We start from the raw sequence: 17395 nt of genomic DNA, 5'->3' as shown, positions 1-17395 counted from the left end.
CCGGTCAGAGTGTTCGAACGGCGCATTCTTCAGCCCTCGGAGGAACATCGTGGACATCGTCCGTCACGTCATCAACGGAGCGGAGACCGCCGAAGCGGCCCGCACCGGCCAGGTCTTCGACCCCGCCACCGGCCAGGTGTCGAAGCAGGTGGCCTTCGCGTCCACCGTCGAGGTGGACTCCGCGATCGCCGCCGCAGCCGCCGCCCTCCCCGCCTGGCGCGAGACGAGCCTGATCAAGCGCGCCGATGTGTTCTTCCGCCTGCGCCAGCTGCTCAAGGAGCGCACGCCGGAGCTCGCCGCGATCGTGACGAGCGAGCACGGAAAGGTGCTCTCGGATGCAGCGGGCGAGGTGTCGCGCGGCATCGAGAACGTCGAGTTCGCCGCCGGCCTCGTGCACCTGCTCAAGGGCGAGCGCAGCGAGCAGGTGGCCCGCGGCGTCGACGTGCACTCGGTCAAGCAGCCGGTCGGCGTCGTCGCGGCGATCACCCCGTTCAACTTCCCGGTCATGGTGCCGCTGTGGATGGTGGCCTCGGCCATCGCCTGCGGCAACACGGTCGTCCTCAAGCCCAGCGAGAAGGACCCGTCCGCCTCCGTCTGGCTCGCGAAGCTCTTCAGCGAGGCGGGCCTGCCCGACGGAGTGCTCAACGTCGTCAACGGCGACAAGGAGGCCGTGGACGCGATCCTGGACTCCCCGCGCGTCAACGCGGTGAGCTTCGTCGGCTCCACTCCGATCGCCCGCTCGATCTACCAGCGTGCCTCGGCTGCCGGCAAGCGCGTGCAGGCCCTCGGTGGCGCGAAGAACCACATGGTCGTGATGCCCGACGCCGACATCGACGCGGCAGCCGACGCCGCGGTCTCCGCCGCCTACGGCTCCGCCGGCGAGCGCTGCATGGCCGTCTCCGTGCTGGTCGCGGTGGGCGACATCGCCGACGACCTCGTCACCGCGATCGCCGACCGCATCGGCGGCCTCACGATCGGCGCGGGCACGGATACCGCGAGCGAGATGGGTCCGCTCATCACCCGCGAGCACCGGGACAAGGTCGCCTCCTACGTGACGGGCGCTCAGGCCGAGGGCGCGAAGGTCGTCGTCGACGGCACGCAGAAGGAGTTCGACTCGGAGGGCTTCTTCCTGGGTGTCAGTCTGATCGATCAGGTCGCCCCCGGCATGAAGGTCTACGACGACGAGATCTTCGGCCCGGTGCTGTCGGTCGTCCGCGTCGACACCTACGCCGACGCGGTCGCCCTCGTGAACGCCAACGCCTACGGCAACGGCACCGCGATCTTCACGCGCGACGGCGGCACGGCCCGTCAGTACGAGTTCGACATCGAGGTCGGCATGGTCGGCGTGAACGTTCCGATCCCCGTGCCGATCGGCGCCTACTCGTTCGGCGGGTGGAAGGACTCGCTGTTCGGCGACTCGCACATCTACGGCCCCGAGTCGGTGCACTTCTACACGCGCTCCAAGGTCGTCACCACCCGCTGGCCCGACCACACCCCCTCCCAGATCGACCTCGGTTTCCCGAGCAACCACTGACTTCCCGAGCAACGACTGACTTCCCGAGCAACGACTGAGCGGACACGACGATGACGAACTTCACCGACCGACACGGGGTCGCGCACCCGCTGCCCGCCCCCGAAGCCGAAGCGCAGGTGCGTGCAGACGACCGCGGGCACGTGTTCCACTCCTGGAGCGCACAGGGCCTGATCGACCCGCTGCCCGTCGCCGCAGGCGAGGGATCGACCTTCTGGGATTACCAGGGCAACCCCTACCTCGACTTCTCGAGCCAGCTCGTGAACCTCAACCTCGGGCACCAGCATCCCGATCTGGTCGCCGCGATCCAGCAGCAGGCCGGACGCCTCGCGACGATCCAGCCCTCCATCGCCAACGACGTGCGCGGCGAGCTCGCACGTCTGATCGCGGAGGTCGCGCCCGAGGGGTTGGAGAAGGTGTTCTTCACCAACGGCGGCGCCGAGGCCAACGAGTACGCGGTGCGCATGGCCCGCCAGTTCACGGGACGCCGCAAGGTGCTGTCGATGTACCGCAGCTACCACGGCTCCACCTCGACGGCGATCTCGCTCACCGGCGATCCGCGGCGCTGGGCCAACGACACGGTCGACTCCGGTGCCGTGCGCTTCTTCGGACCGTACCTGTATCGCTCTCCGTTCCATTCCGAGACTCCGGAGCAGGAGGCTGAGCGGGCGCTCGCACACCTCGAGCAGACGATCCAGCTGGAGGGGCCGCAGACCATCACGGCGATCATCATCGAGACGGTCGTGGGCACCAACGGCGTGCTCGTCCCGCCGCCCGGGTACCTGCAGGGTGTCCGCGAGCTGTGCGACCGATACGGCATCGTGTACATCGCCGACGAGGTCATGGTCGGATTCGGCCGCCTGGGCGAATGGTTCGGCATCGACGCGTTCGACGCCAGCCCCGACCTGATCACCTTCGCGAAGGGCGTGAACTCCGGCTACGTTCCGCTGGGCGGCGTGGTGATCTCCGACCGCATCGCGAGCGCCTTCGACACGATGCCGTTCGCGGGCGGACTGACCTACTCCGGCCATCCGCTCGCCTGCGCGGCCGGCGTCGCCACGTTCGAGGTGTTCCGTCGCGACGGCATCCTGGAGCGCGTGCGCGACCTCAGCACCCGTATCGTCGAGCCGACGCTGCGCGGCTGGGTCGAGAAGCACCCGAGCGTCGGCGACGTGCGCGGCCTCGGGCTGTTCTGGGCCGTCGAGCTCGTGCGCGACCAGGAGACGCGCGAGCCCCTCGTGCCGTTCAACGCCTCAGGAGCGGATGCCGCGCCGATGGGCGCCTTCGCCGCGGCTGCCAAGAAGGCCGGGGTCTGGCCGTTCACGCACTTCAACCGCATGCACGTCGCTCCGCCGCTGGTGATCAGCGAAGAGGATCTGGTGCGCGGTCTCACCGCGCTCGACGAGGCTCTCGCAGTCGCCGACGAGGTCGCCGCGGGCTGACGACACGAGCACCCGGCACGAAACCCCGGCGACGCGATGTCGTCGGGGTTTCGTGTGTTCGGAGTCGTCCCGCGGCTCACTCCGCGGAGTCGTACACCCGCTCCCCCTCGACCCAGGTGCCGCGCACCTCGGTCAGGCCGATCTCGTCGGCCGGATGCTCGAACGGGTCACGGTCGAGCAGGGCGAGGTCGGCCCGCATCCCCACGGCGATCGTGCCGGTGTCGTCGAGGTCGTTCACCCGCGCCGAGCCCGCCGTGTACGCGACGAGAGCCGTGGCGAGGTCGATCGCCTGCTCGGGGAGGAACGGCTCGTAATCGCCCTCCCACTCGGTCGGCGCGGAACGACGGTTCACCGCGACGTGGATCGCCGCCATCGGGTTCGGTGTGCTCACCGACCAGTCGCTTCCTGCGGCGAGCGCGGCCCCCGAACGCAGGAGGTCACCGAACGGGTACTGCCACGCCGACCGCTGTTCCCCGAGGAAGGGGATGGTGAGATCGACCATCTGCGGTTCCAGCGTCGCCCACAGCATCTGCATGTTGGCGGTGACGTCGAGCGCCCGGAACCGCGTGATGTCGTCGGGGTGCACGACCTGGATGTGGGAGATGTGGTGTCTGTTCCCGCGAGGTCCGTTGCGCACGAGCGCGGCCTCGACCGCATCCAGGCACTCCCGCACCGCGCGGTCGCCGATCGCGTGGAAGTGCAGCGTGAATCCGAGGGTATCGAGCCTGGTCGCGGCTTCTTTGAGCAGCTCGGGCTCGACGAAGGAGATCCCGGAGTCCTCGCGCGGATGCCCGTGGCCGTCGCAGTAGGGCTCGAGCATCGCGGCGGTGAAGTTCTCCGCCACGCCGTCCTGCATGATCTTCACGCTGCGTGCCCGGAATCGCCCGACCGTGCTCTCATCACGTCGGCGCACGATGTCGTCGATCTGCTCCAGGCCGCGCGACCGATCCCACCACAGCGAACCCACCACGCGACCGGTGAGCGCACCGGATGCGGCGGCGGTCAGGTACGCGGGCAGCGGGTCGCCCGCGTCTCCGTACTCGGTGCCGACGATCGCGTCCTGCCACGCCGTCACGCCGTAGGAGTGCAGGTAGCGCTGCCCCTGCAGGAGGGCCTCCACCAGACGCTCGGGCACCTCCGTCGGCAGCAGCCTGTTGACCAGGCCCATCGCGCCCTCGTGCAGCGTGCCGCTCGGTGCGCCGGTCGCGTCGCGCTCGATCCGCCCGTCCTCTGGATCGGCCGTCGCGCGGGTGATGCCGGCGAGCGCGAGTGCTCGGGAGTTGACCCAGGCGCCGTGGCCGTCGCGGTTGGGCAGGAATGCCGGGCGGTCGGGCACGACGGAGTCGAGGTCTTCCGCGGTCGGTACACCGCCGGGGAACGCCGACATCTGCCATCCGCCGCCCAGGATCCACTCGTCATCGGGATGCTCCTGCGCATATGCGGCGATGCGGTCGAGGTACTGCTCGCGCGTCGACAGCTCGGCGAGGTCGCAGCGGAGCATGTCCAACCCACCCCACACCGGGTGCACATGCGCGTCTTGGAACCCCGGTACCAGAAGCCCGCCGTCGAGGTCGACGACCTCGGTGTGCGGGCCGACCAGCGCCGAGACGTCGTGTCCCACTGCGCTGATGCGGCCGTTCGTGACGGCGACGGCATGCGCGGTCGATCGCGCAGCGTCCGCGAGGAAGACGCGTCCTCCCCGTGTGCCGGCGGTGAACACCAGATCTGCGAACACCATGCTCACCCTCCCGCCATCGTGCGGGCGATCTCGGTCGCCGAGTCACCCGCACGCTTGAGGACGACCGCCACCAGAGCGAGTGCCAGCAGCGTGAGCACCAGCATGATCGTGGACACCGCGGCGATCTCCGGCCGCAACCCGCTGCGGAGGGCGCTGAGCACGTAGACGGGCCACGGCGTCGTGCCGGAGACCTGCACGAAGGCGGAGACGACGGTGTTGTCGAGGCTCAGCGTGAACGAGAGCAGGAACCCGGCGAGCACCGCAGGCATCGCGAGAGGCAACGTGATCTTGAAGAAGGTGCGCACCGGGGGCGCATAGAGGTCGGCCGAGGCCTCTTCGAGCCGGGCGTCGAGCCCCACGAGCCGCGCCCGCACGATGTACGACACGATCGCGATAGAGAACAGCGACTGTCCCACCACGAGTCTCATGGTGCCGTCGTTGAAGATGCCGATCCCGGCGTCCTGCCCGAGGAAGACCAACCACGGCAGGAGCGCGACGGCATCCACGATCTCCGGCGTCACCGACACGAGCAGCAGCAGTCCGAGGAACCACCACACCCACTTGCCGGGATTGCGTGCCATCGCGATGCCGGCGAGGGTTCCCAGCGCGGTGGCAAGGAGCGCCGCCAGCAGGCCCGTGCGCACCGAGACGAGCACCGCGTCGCGGATCGCTGGCTTGTTCACGATCGCGAGGAACGAGTCGAAGCCGAAATGGTCCCACGACACCAGCAGCCGGCCGACATTGAAGGAGTAGACGATGATCACGAGGATCGGCAGGAACAGGAACAGGAACACCAGCGCCGCCCAGATCGGCAGCACGAAGCGACCGGCCCCTCGGCGCACGCGCGGTGCGGTCTTCTGCGGTCCATCGGTCACGGCGGTCATGATCCCTCCCCCAGTACGAGGCGGTTGCGTTGCCGGAGCGGCAGGGTCACGAGCCAGAGGAGTCCGGCCGCGACGGCGATCGAGAGCATGATGACGATGATCAGCAGTACCGCCATGGCCGAGCCGAGCGCCCAGTTCTGCGCGGTCTGGAACTGACTCGCCACGACCTGCCCGATCATGTTGCCCTTCGCCCCGCCCAGCACGGTCGCCGTGATGTAGTCGCCCATGAGCGGGATGTACACCAGCAGCACTCCCGCGATGATTCCGGGCCTGGCCAGGGGCACCGTCACCCTCAGGAAGGTCGTGACGCTGTTCGCGCCGAGATCCTTGCTCGCCTCGCGCAGCGGCCCCGACACGCGATCGAAGGCCACGAACAGCGGCAGGATCATCAGCGGCAGGTAGTTGTAGACGACGCCGAGGAGCACCGCGCCGCGCGAGTAGAGCAGATCGAGCGGACCGGGGATGACCCCGATGCCCTGCAGCAGCTGCGAGAGCCAGCCCTCGGGGGCGAGGATCACCTGCCAGCCGATGGTGCGCACGAGGAAGTTGGTCCAGAACGGCACCATCACGAGCGCGAGCAGGAGTCCGCGCTTCGAGGGCGGGGCCTTCACCGCGATCCAGTATGCGACCGGACCGCCGATCACCAGACACAGGGCCGTGCCGAGGATGCCGATCCACAGCGTGTTCAGGAACGTGCTGAAGAACGTCGGGGAGAGCGCTTCGAGGTAGCGGTCGAACGAGAGGTGGTCGAGCGCATGCGTGGCGAAGATGCTCGGCTTGTAGCCGAAGCTGAACACCACGACCATGAAGATCGGGGCCACGAAGAAGACGAGCAGCCAGACCCACGCGGGGATCGCGAGACCGAACTTGAGCTTAGGCACCGGCGGCCGCCTTCATCGAGTTCCAGATCGAGACGACACGGTCCTGCGCATCGGTCAGCTTGCCCTCGTGCATCGTGGCCACCTGCTCCTCGTCGAAGAACACCATGTCGAGCCGTTCCAGCCCCGCAGCCTCCGCTTCCTCGCGGATGCCGGAGATGCCGGTGTCGTAGCCGATGTAGTCGACCTGTGCGAGCTGCACGTCGGGCTGCAGCACGAAGTCGATGAACGCGTGCGCGGCCTCGGGGTGCGGAGCTCCCGCGGCGATCGCCCAGTTGTCCATCCACAGCTCCGTCGCCGGGCTCCCGAGCACCCACTGCCAGCGGTCAGGGTCGTCCGACTCGAAGATGCCGAGCCGCGCGTCGCCGTTGTACGACTGCAGCAGCGCGTGGGACGCCTGCGGGATCGACGACCCACCGGGGTACGAGTCGAACGCCGAGACGTGCGGAGCGAGATCCTTCACCAGGAACCTCTCGACCGCGTCGAGGTGGTCGGGATCGGTGGTCGTCCAGTCGATGCCGTTCGCCCAGAAGTAGATGCCCAGCAGCGGTGCCGGGTCGTCGAGCACCGAGGTCGAGCCCGATGCCTCGTTCTGCGCGGCATCGATGAAGTCGTTCCAGGTCGTGAGCTCGCGCGAGATCACCCTCTTGTCGTACACGAACCCCGTGGTCCCCCACGCCTTGCACACCGAGTACTCGTTGCCGGGATCCCAAGAGCGCCCACGGAACTCGGGTGCCACGTGCTTCATGTTCGGCAGCAGGTCGAGGTTGAACTTCTGCAGGAGTCCGTTCTCGGCCATGGGCCCGACGAACACCCCGGTCGGCACCACGATGTCGTAGCCGGAGGTGCCGCGGGCGGCGACCAGCTTGGCGATCAGCTCCTCGTTGGAGTTGAAGGCGTCGAGCACGATGCGCGGGCCGCTCTCGGCGGTGAACTGCTCGAGCACCTCCGGGGCGTCGTAGTCACCCCAGCTGTAGATGGAGAGCTTGTCCTCGAGAGGGCCGCCCTCGGCATGCACGGCCGCGGCGTTCTGCCCCGGCGAGCACGCGCTGAGCACGACGGCGCCGCCCGCCATGATCGCGGTGGCGAGGAAGCCCCGTCGGGTCAGCTCGGTGCGGATCACCCGCGCGGCACTCCGCTGTGCGAGCACGCGCACCGGAGGAGCGCTCGTCACAGCCCGCCGTCCTTGGGCAGGGTGATCACGTGCGTCGCGGTGGTGGGGATGCCCTCGGCGGCGAACAGCCGCGCATCCGCGGGATCCCACACACAGCGGACGGCGTCATCGACTCCCACCCGCGGCGCGGTCGGGGCCGGCATGCGCGAGAGGAACGTGGCGTCCTCGCCGACGCGGACAGCGACCTGGAGGGTCTCACCCAGGTGCGAGACACCGATCACGCGCCCGGGGACGCCCCCGCCTTCGCCCTGTTCCAGACGGATGTACTCCGGCCGGATGGCGGCGACGGCCGGCTGCCCCGCCGCCACATGCTCCCCACCCCAGCGGCCCGCGATCACGCCGATGGCCGTGTCGACCGCCTCCCCATCTGCCCGAACCGTGCCGTGCACGAAGTTCTGCTGGCCGATGAACGACGCCACGTAGGCGGAGGCCGGCTCCGCGTAGATGGCGTCCGGCGCATCGAGCTGCTCGATCCGCCCCGCGCGCATCACGGCGATCCGATCGCTCATCGAGAGCGCCTCGGCCTGATCGTGGGTGACGAATACGAAGGTCGTGCCCAGCCGCGCCTGCAGCAGCTTGAGCTCGAGCTGCATCTCCTCGCGCAGCTGGCGGTCCAGTGCCGCCAACGGCTCGTCGAGCAGGAGCACACTCGGCCGGTTGATGAGTGCACGCGACAGAGCGATGCGCTGCTGCTGTCCACCGGAGAGCTGTGTGGGCTTGCGGTCGGCGAAGGCGCGCAGCTGCACCATGTCGAGTGCTTCGCTCACCCGTTCCCGCTGCTCGGCCTTGGGCACGCGCCGCTGCTGCAGCCCGTACGCCACGTTCTCGGCGACCGTGAGGTGCGGGAACAGGGCGTACGCCTGGAAGACGGTGTTCACCTCGCGCCGATACGGGGGGAGGTTCAAGACGCTGCGGCCGGAGATGCGGATGTCCCCGGCATCCGGGTATTCGAAGCCCGCGATCATGCGCAGGGTGGTCGTCTTCCCGCAGCCGGACGGGCCGAGCAGGGAGAGGAACTCCCCCTGTTGCACGTCGAGGGTCAGGTCGTCGACGGCGGTGGCGGTGCCATAACGCTTGGTGACGCCGTCGATGTGGACCGCGCCGGCGGCGGTGGGTGCATCGAGTGTCGCCGTCGACATTCGGGTGTTGTCGGGCATGGAGCCTCCCCATTGAGATTCGCTTGTCGCGAGTCTGTCACAGGAAAGGCGTCAGGTATAGCGAAATCGGAAGCCTCTTGATGATTTCGCAACGGTATCCGTTGCCGATTCAGGAAATGGCGACCGATTGGCACCGATCAGAGGAGGAAGCCACGCAGCAGGGCTTCGGACCCGGCGAGATGATCGCGCATCGCCGCCTCGGCAGCATCCGGACGTCCGGCGAGGATCGCGGAGACGATGCTCTCGTGCTGCTCCCCCGAGTGCTGGATGTTGCGCGGCATCAGCGGGAACGTATCGAGCCATGCATTGACGTCGGCCCTGTTCTCGGCCACGAGCGCGACCAGCGACGGGATTCCGGCGGCCTCGGCGATGGCCAGGTGCAGCAGCGTGTCCAGGCGCCGATACTCCTCAGGACCCGCCGGCACCGCCGCCTCGTGTCGCGCCCACAGGTCGGCACGGGTCGAGGCGTCCAAGGAGCGGCTCGCGGCCGCGCGCACGGCCCCGGTCTCGAGCACGCGGCGCAGCCCGAGCACGTCGTCGATCTCGTCCGGCGTCACCGCCCCCGGCACGCTGGGGTGTGGCAGCGGGTCGGCCACGAACGTGCCTCCGTAGCGACCACGCCGCGGCAGCAGGTAGCCGGTGTCGGCCAGCTCGCGGATCGCCTCGCGCACGGTGTCGCGACTCACCCCGAACGACGCCGCCAGCTCGCGCTCCGGAGGCAGGGACTCGCCAGGAGCGACCACACCGAGCCGGATCGTCTGCACGAGTCGGGCCACCGTGTCCTCGAGCGCATTACCGCGCCGCAGTGGCCGGTAGACGGCCCTTCGCACTTCGACGAGGTCGCCGTCGTGGGAGTGCTCGCTCATGCCTTCACCCTGTCACAGCGAGGTGAGGGTGGCTCACAGCGGGGTGACGTAGGCGTTCGTGATCCCGCCGTCGACGACGAAGGCACTCGCGGTGATGAACGACGCGTCGTCGGAGGCGAGGAACGCCACGGCCGCTGCGAGCTCGGCGGGCTCCGCGAAGCGTCCCATCGGCACGTGCACCAGGCGCCGCTGCGCCCGCTCCGGATCCTTCGCGAACAGCTCCTGCAGCAACGGGGTGTTCACGGGTCCAGGGCACAGCGCATTCACCCGCACTCCCTGACGGGCGAACTGCACACCGAGCTCGCGGGACATCGCCAGCACGCCCCCCTTCGACGCGGTGTAACTGATCTGCGAGGTGGCGGATCCGAGGAGCGCGACGAAGGAGGCGGTGTTGATGATCGATCCGCGCCCCGCTGGCACCATGTGACGGAGGGCTGCACGGCTGCACAGGTACACGCTCTTGAGATTCACGTCCTGCACGCGATCCCACGCCGGGAGCTCCGTCGTCTCGATGGAGTCGTCATCGGCCGGCGAGATGCCCGCGTTGTTGAAGGCGATGTCGATCCGCCCGAACTCCTCCGCGACACCGTCGAACAGCGCGTTCACCTTGGCCTCGTCTGCGACGTCGACCGGGCGGAACACGCCGCCCACCTCGGCGGCCGCCGCCTCTCCTGTCGTCGGATCGACATCGGCGATCACGACGAGGGCCCCCTCCGCTGCGAAGCGCTGGGCGGTGGCGAACCCGATGCCGCTCGCGCCGCCGGTGATGATGGCGACGCGGTCCTTGAGACGCTGGGTCAGATCGATGCTCATGTGGGTTCTCCGTTCCGGATGGGTGAAAGGACGACGCGATCAGTGTTCATCGGTCGCGAAGAAGACGTTCTTGGTCTCGGTGAAGTGCTCGGCGGCGTCGGGGCCGAGTTCGCGCCCCAGGCCCGACGCCTTCATGCCGCCGAACGGCGTGGAGTACCGCACCGAGGAGTGCGAGTTCACGGACAGCACGCCGCTGCGCACACCCCGAGCCACGCGGACACCGCGTCCCAGGCTCTCGGTCCAGACGGAGCCCGCGAGACCGTACGCCGTGTCGTTGGCCAGACGGATGGCATCGGCCTCGTCCTCGAACGGCATCACCGCGACGACGGGCCCGAACACCTCCTGCTGCGCGATGCGGTCGGCGGGGTCGGCGAGCACCACGGCCGGCGCGAACCAGAACCCGTCCCCCTCGGGGGCACTGCCGCGGAAGGCGATGTCTGCACCGTCGAGGAACGACGCCACGGTATCGCGGTGTCCCGCCGAGATGAGCGGCCCCATGTCGGTGTCATCGCGGGCAGGGTCGCCCACACGCCAGGCGGCGACGGCCGGTTCGAGCAGTTCGAGGAACCGGTCGTAGACCGAGCGCTGCACGAGCAGGCGGCTGCGCGCACAGCAGTCCTGGCCGGCGTTGTCGAACACGGATCCGGGAACTCCGGCCGCCGCGCGTTCGAGATCCGCGTCCTCGAAGACGACGTTCGCGCTCTTGCCCCCGAGTTCGAGCGTGACGGGCTTGAGGGCTCGCGCGCAGCCCGCCGCGACTTCGACGCCCACCTCGGTCGAGCCGGTGAAGACGACCTTGCGCACGTCCGGGTGTTCCACGAGACGCTGCCCGACGACCGAGCCCGACCCGGTGACGACCTCGAACAGCCCCTCCGGTAGTCCTGCTTCGCGCGCGAGCTCGCCGAGGCGGATGGCGGTGAGAGGTGTCAGCTCGGCGGGCTTGAGCACCACGGCGTTGCCCGCGGCGAGCGCCGGTGCGAACGCCCACGAGGCGATCGTCATCGGGAAGTTCCACGGAACGATCACGCCGACCACGCCGTAGGGGTCGTGGAACGTGACATCGAGCCCGCCGGCCACCGGGATCTGTCGCCCGGACAGGCGCTCCGGGTCGGCGGAGTAGTAGTTGAGCACCTGGGCGACGTGACCGGCCTCCCAGCGGGCCGAGCCGATCGGATGCCCGGAGTTGAGCACCTCCAGCTGCGCCAGCTCTTCGACGGCGCCGTCCACCGCGCGGGCGAACGACCGGAGGGCATCCGCACGTGCCACCGGGGCCAGGGCCGCCCATCGACGCTGCGCCGCGACGGCACGAGCGATCGCGGCATCCGTCTCTCCGATGCCGGCTCTGGGGACCTCGCGGATCGCGGCACCGGTGGACGGGTTGATGACTGTGAACGCGCTCATCGGGCGTCCTCCTTCCGCCCGGCGGCGAACGCGCGAGCGTGCGAGACGAGATCTTCGAAGAGACGTCGGTCTTCGGCGTTCTCCTCCGGATGCCACTGAATGCCGACGACGTGACCATCTGCGGTGTCGACGAACGCCTGCACGAGTCCGTCGGCGGAGTGCGCAGCGGCGACCAGCCCCTCCCCGAGCCGATCGATGCCCTGATGGTGATAGCTGTGCACGCGTACGTCGCCGGCACCGAGGACGCCGGCGAGCGCCGTGTCGCCCGAGACCTCGATGTCGTTCTCGGCGAACACGCCTCCGCCCAGGCGGTAGCGCTCGGTGCCGAGCGACTCGGGCAGGTGCTGGTGCAGAGTGCCTCCGCGCGCCACGTTGACGAGCTGCAGCCCGCGGCAGATCGCGAGCACCGGTATGCGGCGCCGCTCGGCCGCTCTGAACAGCGCCAGCTCCCACGCGTCGCGGTCGACCCGGGCCGGATCCGTGAGCGGATGCCGCTCCTCGCCGTAGCGCTCGGGAGCGACGTCGGCCCCTCCGGAGAGGATCAGTCCGTCCAGCCCGGCGATGGCTGCATCCGCCGACTCCGGGTCCTGTGGCGGCAGGAGCAGTGCGATTCCGCCCGATGCCGTCACTCCGGTCAGGTACTGCTCGGGCAGGAACGCGGCCCGCACATCCCACACCCCCTGCTGCGCCCGCTCGAGGTAGGTCGTGACCCCGATCAACGGTGCCGGGTCAGAGCCGCTCGAAACCACGGATCCGCTCCCAGTCGGTGACGGCGGCGTCGTAGGCCTCGACCTCGATGCGCGCCTGGTTCAGGTAGTGCTCCACAACGTCGTCGCCGAACGCTTCGCGCGCGATGGCCGACTCGCTGAACAGCTGTGCCGCTTCGCGCAGCGTGGTGGGAAGGTGTTCGACGCCGGCCTCGTACGCGTTGCCGGTGAAGCGGTCGGGCAGGGGCAGTTCGTTCTCGATGCCGTACAGACCGCCGGCGATGATGGCCGAGATCCCGAGGTAGGGGTTCACGTCGCCGCCCGGCACTCGGTTCTCGACCCTGAGCCCGGCCCCCGCCCCGATCACACGCAGCGCACAGGTGCGGTTGTCGATGCCCCAGGCCACTCCGGTCGGGGCGAAGCTGCCCTTCGCGAACCGCTTGTACGAGTTGATGTTGGGCGCATAGAGCAGGGTGAACTCCCGGAGCGTGGCGAGGATGCCGGCGATCCAGTGCCCCATGATCGGACTGAATCCGTGCTCGCCGTCTCCGGCCATGACCGGAGTGCCGTCGTCGGCGCGCAGCGAGAGGTGGATATGGCAGCTGTTGCCCTCGCGCTCATTGAACTTCGCCATGAAGGTGAGCGCCTGGCCGTGCTGCTCCGCGATCTCCTTCGCGCCGTTCTTGTAGAGCGCGTGCTGGTCAGCGGTCTCGCGCACCTCGGCATAGCGGAAGGCGATCTCCTGCTGCCCCAGGTTGCACTCCCCCTTCACGCCCTCGCAGTAGATGCCCGCGCCGTCCATGCTGTTGCGGATGTCGCGCAACAGCGGCTCGAGGCGGGTGGAGGCGAGCAGGTTGTAGTCGACGTTGTAGTCGGTCGACGGCGTCAGTCCCTCGTACTTGCGGGCCCAGGCGTCGCGGTAGGTGTTGTCGAAGACGATGAACTCGAGCTCGGTGCCCGAGAACGCGGTCCAGCCGCGTTCGGCCAGTCGATCGCACTGACGGTCGAGGATCGCCCGCGGCGACGGGCTCACCGGCTCCCCGTTTCCCCACACCAGGTCCGCGATCACCAGCGCCGTCCCCGCCAGCCAGGGGATCCGGCGCAGCGTCGCGACGTCGGGCCGCAGCACCATGTCGCCGTAGCCGCGATCCCACCCCGACATCGCGTAGCCGTCGACCGTGTTCATGTCCACATCGACCGACAGCAGGTAGTCGCACGCCTCGGCACCGTGATGCACGATGTCCTCCTGGAACAGTCGTGCGGACACCCGCTTGCCGACCAGCCGCCCCTGCGCATCCGCGAAGGCCACGATCACCGTGTCGATCTCGCCGGCGGCGATGCCGGCATCCAGTTGCTCGATGCTCAGGTTTCCCGCCATCGTCTCGCTCCCGTCGTCGTGGTGAAGCGATCGGCCGACCGGCTTCGCCATCAGAGTAGATCACCAGGACGTTTAAAGGTAGACAAAACCACCATTGGCTGTCACAATCATCCGCAAGGTGCACCCGGCGCCTGTGTGTGCTTGCGAACGGAGAGCGGATGTCTGAGCAGAGCAGTGAATCCCGCAAGGTCGCTGGGGCGACCTATACACGCGCCGGGAACGACTACTTCGAGAAACGCACCCTGAAGAGGTCTGCCGGTGTCTGGGGCCTGTGGGGTCTCGCGGTCGCCGCCGTCATCTCCGGAGACTTCTCCGGCTGGAACTTCGGCATCGACTTCGCGGGCTTCGGCGGAATGCTGATCGCCTTCGTGATCCTCGTGCTCATGTACTACGGCATGATCTTCGCGATCGGCGAGATGGCCGCGATGATGCCCCACACCGGGGGCGCCTACTCCTTCGCGCGATCGGCGATGGGACCGTGGGGCGGCTTGGTCACGGGCGCAGCGGAGACGATCGAGTACGTCGCGACCACGGCGGTGATCGTCTACTTCTCGGCGTCGTATGCGAACGGCATCACGAGCGAGCTGCTGGGAATCCAGCTGCCGGGGTGGCTCTGGTACCTCATCCTCTACGTCGTGTTCATCGCGCTGAACTCCGCGGGGGCCGCGATCTCGTTCCGATTCGCGATCGTCGTCTCGATCATCTCGATCGGCATCATCCTGGTGTTCTCCCTGATGGCGATCTTCTCCGGCGCCTTCAGCTGGGACGCGCTGTGGGACATCGCCCCCGACCCCGGCCAGACGGAGTTCCTGCCGCACGGCGTGCTGCCGATCCTGTTCGCGCTCCCGTTCGCGATGTGGTTCTTCCTCGGCATCGAAGAGCTGCCCCTGGCCGCCGAGGAGTCGCACAACCCGACCCGCGACATCCCCAAGGCCGGCTTCTGGGCGCGCGGCACCCTCATCGTCACGGGTCTGCTCGTCCTCTTCCTGAACACCGGCGTGATCGGCGCCGAGGCCACCGGCACCGCGGGCGAGCCGCTGCTCGACGGCTTCCGCGCCATCGTGGGCGACCAACTCGCCGCGGTGCTCGCGCTCTTCGCCCTGATCGGGCTGCTCGCCTCCCTGCAGGGCATCATGTTCGCTTACGGCCGCAACATGTACTCGCTCTCCCGCGCAGGCTACTACCCTCGCTTCCTCTCCCTCACCGGCAAGCGGCAGACGCCGTGGGTGGCGCTCGTCGTCGGTGCGGCGATCGGTTTCGTCGCCCTCATCGTGCTCGACGTGCTCGCGGCCGTCGACGCCGAGGGCGCAGGGTCGGTGGCAGGCGCGATCGTGCTGAACATCGCGGTCTGGGGCGCGGTGCTCGCCTACGGACTCCAGCTGGTGTCGTTCATGATCCTCCGCAGGAAGTACCCGGACGTCGCGCGGCCGTACCGGAGCCCGTGGGGGATCCCCGGCGCAGCTGTAGCGCTCGTGATCGCCGCGCTGATCTTCGTCGGGTTCCTGCTGAATCCGACGTTCGGCCCCGCCATCGTGGCGATCGCCATCGTCTACGTCGTGATCCTGCTCGGATTCGGGCTCTTCTTCCGCCACCGTCTGGTGCTGTCGCCCGAAGAGGAGTACGCGATCTCCGGCGGCTCCCACGGCGACCCGCAGGCCGAGGGTTACGACGCCATGGAGGGCGAGGTGTTCGACGACAGCGGCAGGTGACTCACCGCGCAGCGCCTCGACGACTCCGTCGGGGCGCTGTGTCGCGCCGCCCCTGGACCCTACTTGCGGTCGAAGTCGAAGGCCTTGAGCAGCTCGACGACGGCCTTCTCCCGCTCCTCGCCGCCCTCCTCGAACATGTGGGTGACGTGCGTCTGCAGGTGGTTCTCCAGCAGCAGGCGGTTGAGTGACTCCAGGGAGCGCTGGATGGCGCGGGACTGCGTGATGATGTCCATGCAGTAGTCCTCGTTCTCGATCATCCGCGCGACGCCGCGCATCTGTCCTTCGAGGATGCTGGTGCGGTGCAGCGCACGTTTCTTGATGTCTTCGATCACCCCTCGAGGGTACTCCCCCCAGGGGGTATCCGGCTGTCTGTGCGCCGAGACAGCGCACGCTCCGCGCACAGGGCCGCCGGTGCGGTGGCGTGAAAGGATGACGTCATGCCGCGAACACCGATGACGCAGCTCTCGCCCGCCGACCAGGAGCGCCTCCGCGCGCTCCGACGCATGAAGGCCGTCGCCCTCGGCGCCCTGGTGTTCATGGCCGTCGTGTTCGTGTTCGCCTTCGCGTTCCAGCAGCGCATCGAGGGACTCGCCTATGTGCGCGCGGCGGCCGAAGGCGGCATGGTGGGTGCGCTCGCGGACTGGTTCGCGGTGACCGCGCTCTTCCGACGCCCGCTCGGGCTCCCCATCCCGCACACCGCGATCATCCCGAACCGCAAGGACGAGATCGGCCGCTCGCTCGGCGAGTTCGTGGAGACGAACTTCCTCGCCGCCGACGTAGTGCGCACCAAGCTGTCGACCACGAAGATCGCTCTGCGCGCAGGCGACTGGCTGCGTGAGGCCCCGCATGCGGAGCGGGTCGGCGCCGAGGGTGCGACGATCGCCACGGCCGTGCTCAACGCGCTGAGCGACGACGACGTGCGAGACCTGATCACGGACCTCGCCCGCGAGCATCTGGTCGATCCCGAGTGGGGTCCGCCCGCCGGAGCGTGGCTCGAGAAGATCGTCGAGGCCGATGCCCATCACGGCGCTGTCGACCTCGCCGCCGACAGCATCTCGCGCTGGCTCGACGCGAACGCCGAATCGTTCAGCGGTCTGGTCTCCCGGCGCCTTCCGGGGTGGGTGCCGAAGCTGGCTCACCGCTTCGTGGACGACACGGTGTATCACGAGGCGGTCAAGTTCGTGCACGCCGTGCAGGCCGACCCCCACCACCCGGCACGCCTCGCGGTCGACGGCTATCTGGCACGTCTGGCCGGCAGCCTGCAGAACGACCCGGCGACGCGGGCGAAGCTCGAGAACGCCAAGGCGTCGCTGTTCGACAGCCCCCGCGTCGGCGCTCTGGCCGCTGAGGCGTGGAACACCGCGAAGAACGGCTTGCTCGCTGCCCTCGCCGATCCCGAGAGCGGCCTCCGACGCCGCGCCGTGCAGGCCCTGCAGGAGGTCGGGGAGCGCCTCACGACCGACACCGCGCTGCAGAACCGCGTCGACACGTGGGTATCGGACGCCGCGGTCTTCCTCGTCGACCGCTACCGGCACGACATCGCCTCGATCATCACCGACACCGTCGAACGCTGGGACCCGGCGGAGACGACGGAGAAGATCGAGCTCATGGTCGGCCGCGACCTGCAGTACATCCGTTTGAACGGCACGTTCGTCGGCGCCCTGGCCGGTCTCGTCATCTTCTCCATCGCGCACGCCCTGATCCCCGGAGTCTGACC

The 17395-nt window shown here is 68.8% G+C and carries 15 protein-coding genes; 4 read left to right on the top strand and 11 right to left on the bottom strand.

Translation table 11 applies throughout. The features are described 5' to 3' along the window. Positions 1 to 49: 49 nt before the first annotated feature. Positions 50 to 1534, top strand: coding sequence for a CoA-acylating methylmalonate-semialdehyde dehydrogenase (locus HDC31_RS04930; RefSeq protein WP_179515865.1), 1485 nt, complete (start codon positions 50 to 52; stop codon positions 1532 to 1534). 50 nt (positions 1535 to 1584) lie between these two features. Then, entirely contained in the window at positions 1585 to 2973 is a 1389-nt protein-coding gene (locus tag HDC31_RS04925) for an aspartate aminotransferase family protein (protein WP_113681827.1), read from the top strand. Between the two features lie 76 nt (positions 2974 to 3049). Here HDC31_RS04925 and HDC31_RS04920 read toward each other — a convergent pair whose 3' ends face one another. From HDC31_RS04920 to HDC31_RS04875, 10 genes are all read right to left on the bottom strand, one after another. Beyond that, a complete protein-coding gene (locus tag HDC31_RS04920) occupies positions 3050 to 4711 on the bottom strand; it encodes an amidohydrolase (protein WP_113681828.1) in 1662 nt (553 codons plus the stop codon). 2 nt (positions 4712 to 4713) lie between these two features. Further along, complete coding sequence (locus HDC31_RS04915; protein WP_218867307.1) at positions 4714 to 5595, bottom strand: ABC transporter permease; 882 nt, start codon at positions 5593 to 5595, stop codon at positions 4714 to 4716. Further along, entirely contained in the window at positions 5592 to 6476 is an 885-nt protein-coding gene (locus HDC31_RS04910; RefSeq protein WP_058631244.1) for an ABC transporter permease, read from the bottom strand. The genes HDC31_RS04915 and HDC31_RS04910 overlap by 4 nt, the downstream gene beginning before the upstream one ends. Further along, a complete protein-coding gene (locus HDC31_RS04905; RefSeq protein WP_179515864.1) occupies positions 6469 to 7647 on the bottom strand; it encodes a spermidine/putrescine ABC transporter substrate-binding protein in 1179 nt (392 codons plus the stop codon). Before HDC31_RS04905 ends, HDC31_RS04910 begins: the two co-directional genes overlap by 8 nt. Further along, the gene (locus tag HDC31_RS04900) at positions 7644 to 8804 is read right to left on the bottom strand and encodes an ABC transporter ATP-binding protein (RefSeq protein ID WP_113681829.1); all 1161 of its coding nucleotides are present in this window, start codon (positions 8802 to 8804) and stop codon (positions 7644 to 7646) included. Before HDC31_RS04900 ends, HDC31_RS04905 begins: the two co-directional genes overlap by 4 nt. Positions 8805 to 8941: 137 nt before the next feature. After that, positions 8942 to 9670 (bottom strand): FadR/GntR family transcriptional regulator, encoded by a 729-nt coding sequence (locus tag HDC31_RS04895; RefSeq protein WP_179515863.1) that lies wholly within the window; start codon positions 9668 to 9670, stop codon positions 8942 to 8944. A gap of 33 nt (positions 9671 to 9703) precedes the next feature. After that, positions 9704 to 10483, bottom strand: coding sequence for a 3-oxoacyl-ACP reductase (locus HDC31_RS04890; protein WP_046749785.1), 780 nt, complete (start codon positions 10481 to 10483; stop codon positions 9704 to 9706). A gap of 39 nt (positions 10484 to 10522) precedes the next feature. Beyond that, on the bottom strand, positions 10523 to 11884 hold the full coding sequence (locus HDC31_RS04885; protein WP_179515862.1) for an aldehyde dehydrogenase: 1362 nt from the start codon (positions 11882 to 11884) through the stop codon (positions 10523 to 10525). After that, positions 11881 to 12633, bottom strand: a complete 753-nt coding sequence (locus HDC31_RS04880) for a gamma-glutamyl-gamma-aminobutyrate hydrolase family protein (protein WP_179515861.1) — start codon at positions 12631 to 12633, stop codon at positions 11881 to 11883. The genes HDC31_RS04885 and HDC31_RS04880 overlap by 4 nt, the downstream gene beginning before the upstream one ends. Further along, entirely contained in the window at positions 12614 to 14020 is a 1407-nt protein-coding gene (locus tag HDC31_RS04875; RefSeq protein WP_307919261.1) for a glutamine synthetase family protein, read from the bottom strand. The genes HDC31_RS04880 and HDC31_RS04875 overlap by 20 nt, the downstream gene beginning before the upstream one ends. A gap of 107 nt (positions 14021 to 14127) precedes the next feature. Here HDC31_RS04875 and HDC31_RS04870 point away from each other — a divergent pair, with 107 nt between their 5' ends. After that, a complete protein-coding gene (locus tag HDC31_RS04870; protein WP_113681991.1) occupies positions 14128 to 15678 on the top strand; it encodes an amino acid permease in 1551 nt (516 codons plus the stop codon). A 59-nt stretch (positions 15679 to 15737) separates the two neighbouring features. Here the strand turns inward: HDC31_RS04870 and HDC31_RS04865 are convergent, their stop codons facing one another. Then, complete coding sequence (locus tag HDC31_RS04865; RefSeq protein WP_045263421.1) at positions 15738 to 16010, bottom strand: metal-sensitive transcriptional regulator; 273 nt, start codon at positions 16008 to 16010, stop codon at positions 15738 to 15740. Between the two features lie 105 nt (positions 16011 to 16115). Between HDC31_RS04865 and HDC31_RS04860 the strand changes: the two genes are divergently transcribed. Beyond that, positions 16116 to 17393, top strand: coding sequence for a DUF445 domain-containing protein (locus HDC31_RS04860; protein WP_113681992.1), 1278 nt, complete (start codon positions 16116 to 16118; stop codon positions 17391 to 17393). The last annotated feature ends 2 nt before the right edge of the window (positions 17394 to 17395 follow it).

Origin of the sequence: Microbacterium sp. JAI119 (genome assembly GCF_013410135.1) — a bacterium.
GTDB lineage: Bacteria > Actinomycetota > Actinomycetes > Actinomycetales > Microbacteriaceae > Microbacterium > Microbacterium oxydans.
This window is presented reverse-complemented; position numbering and strand designations above follow the sequence as displayed.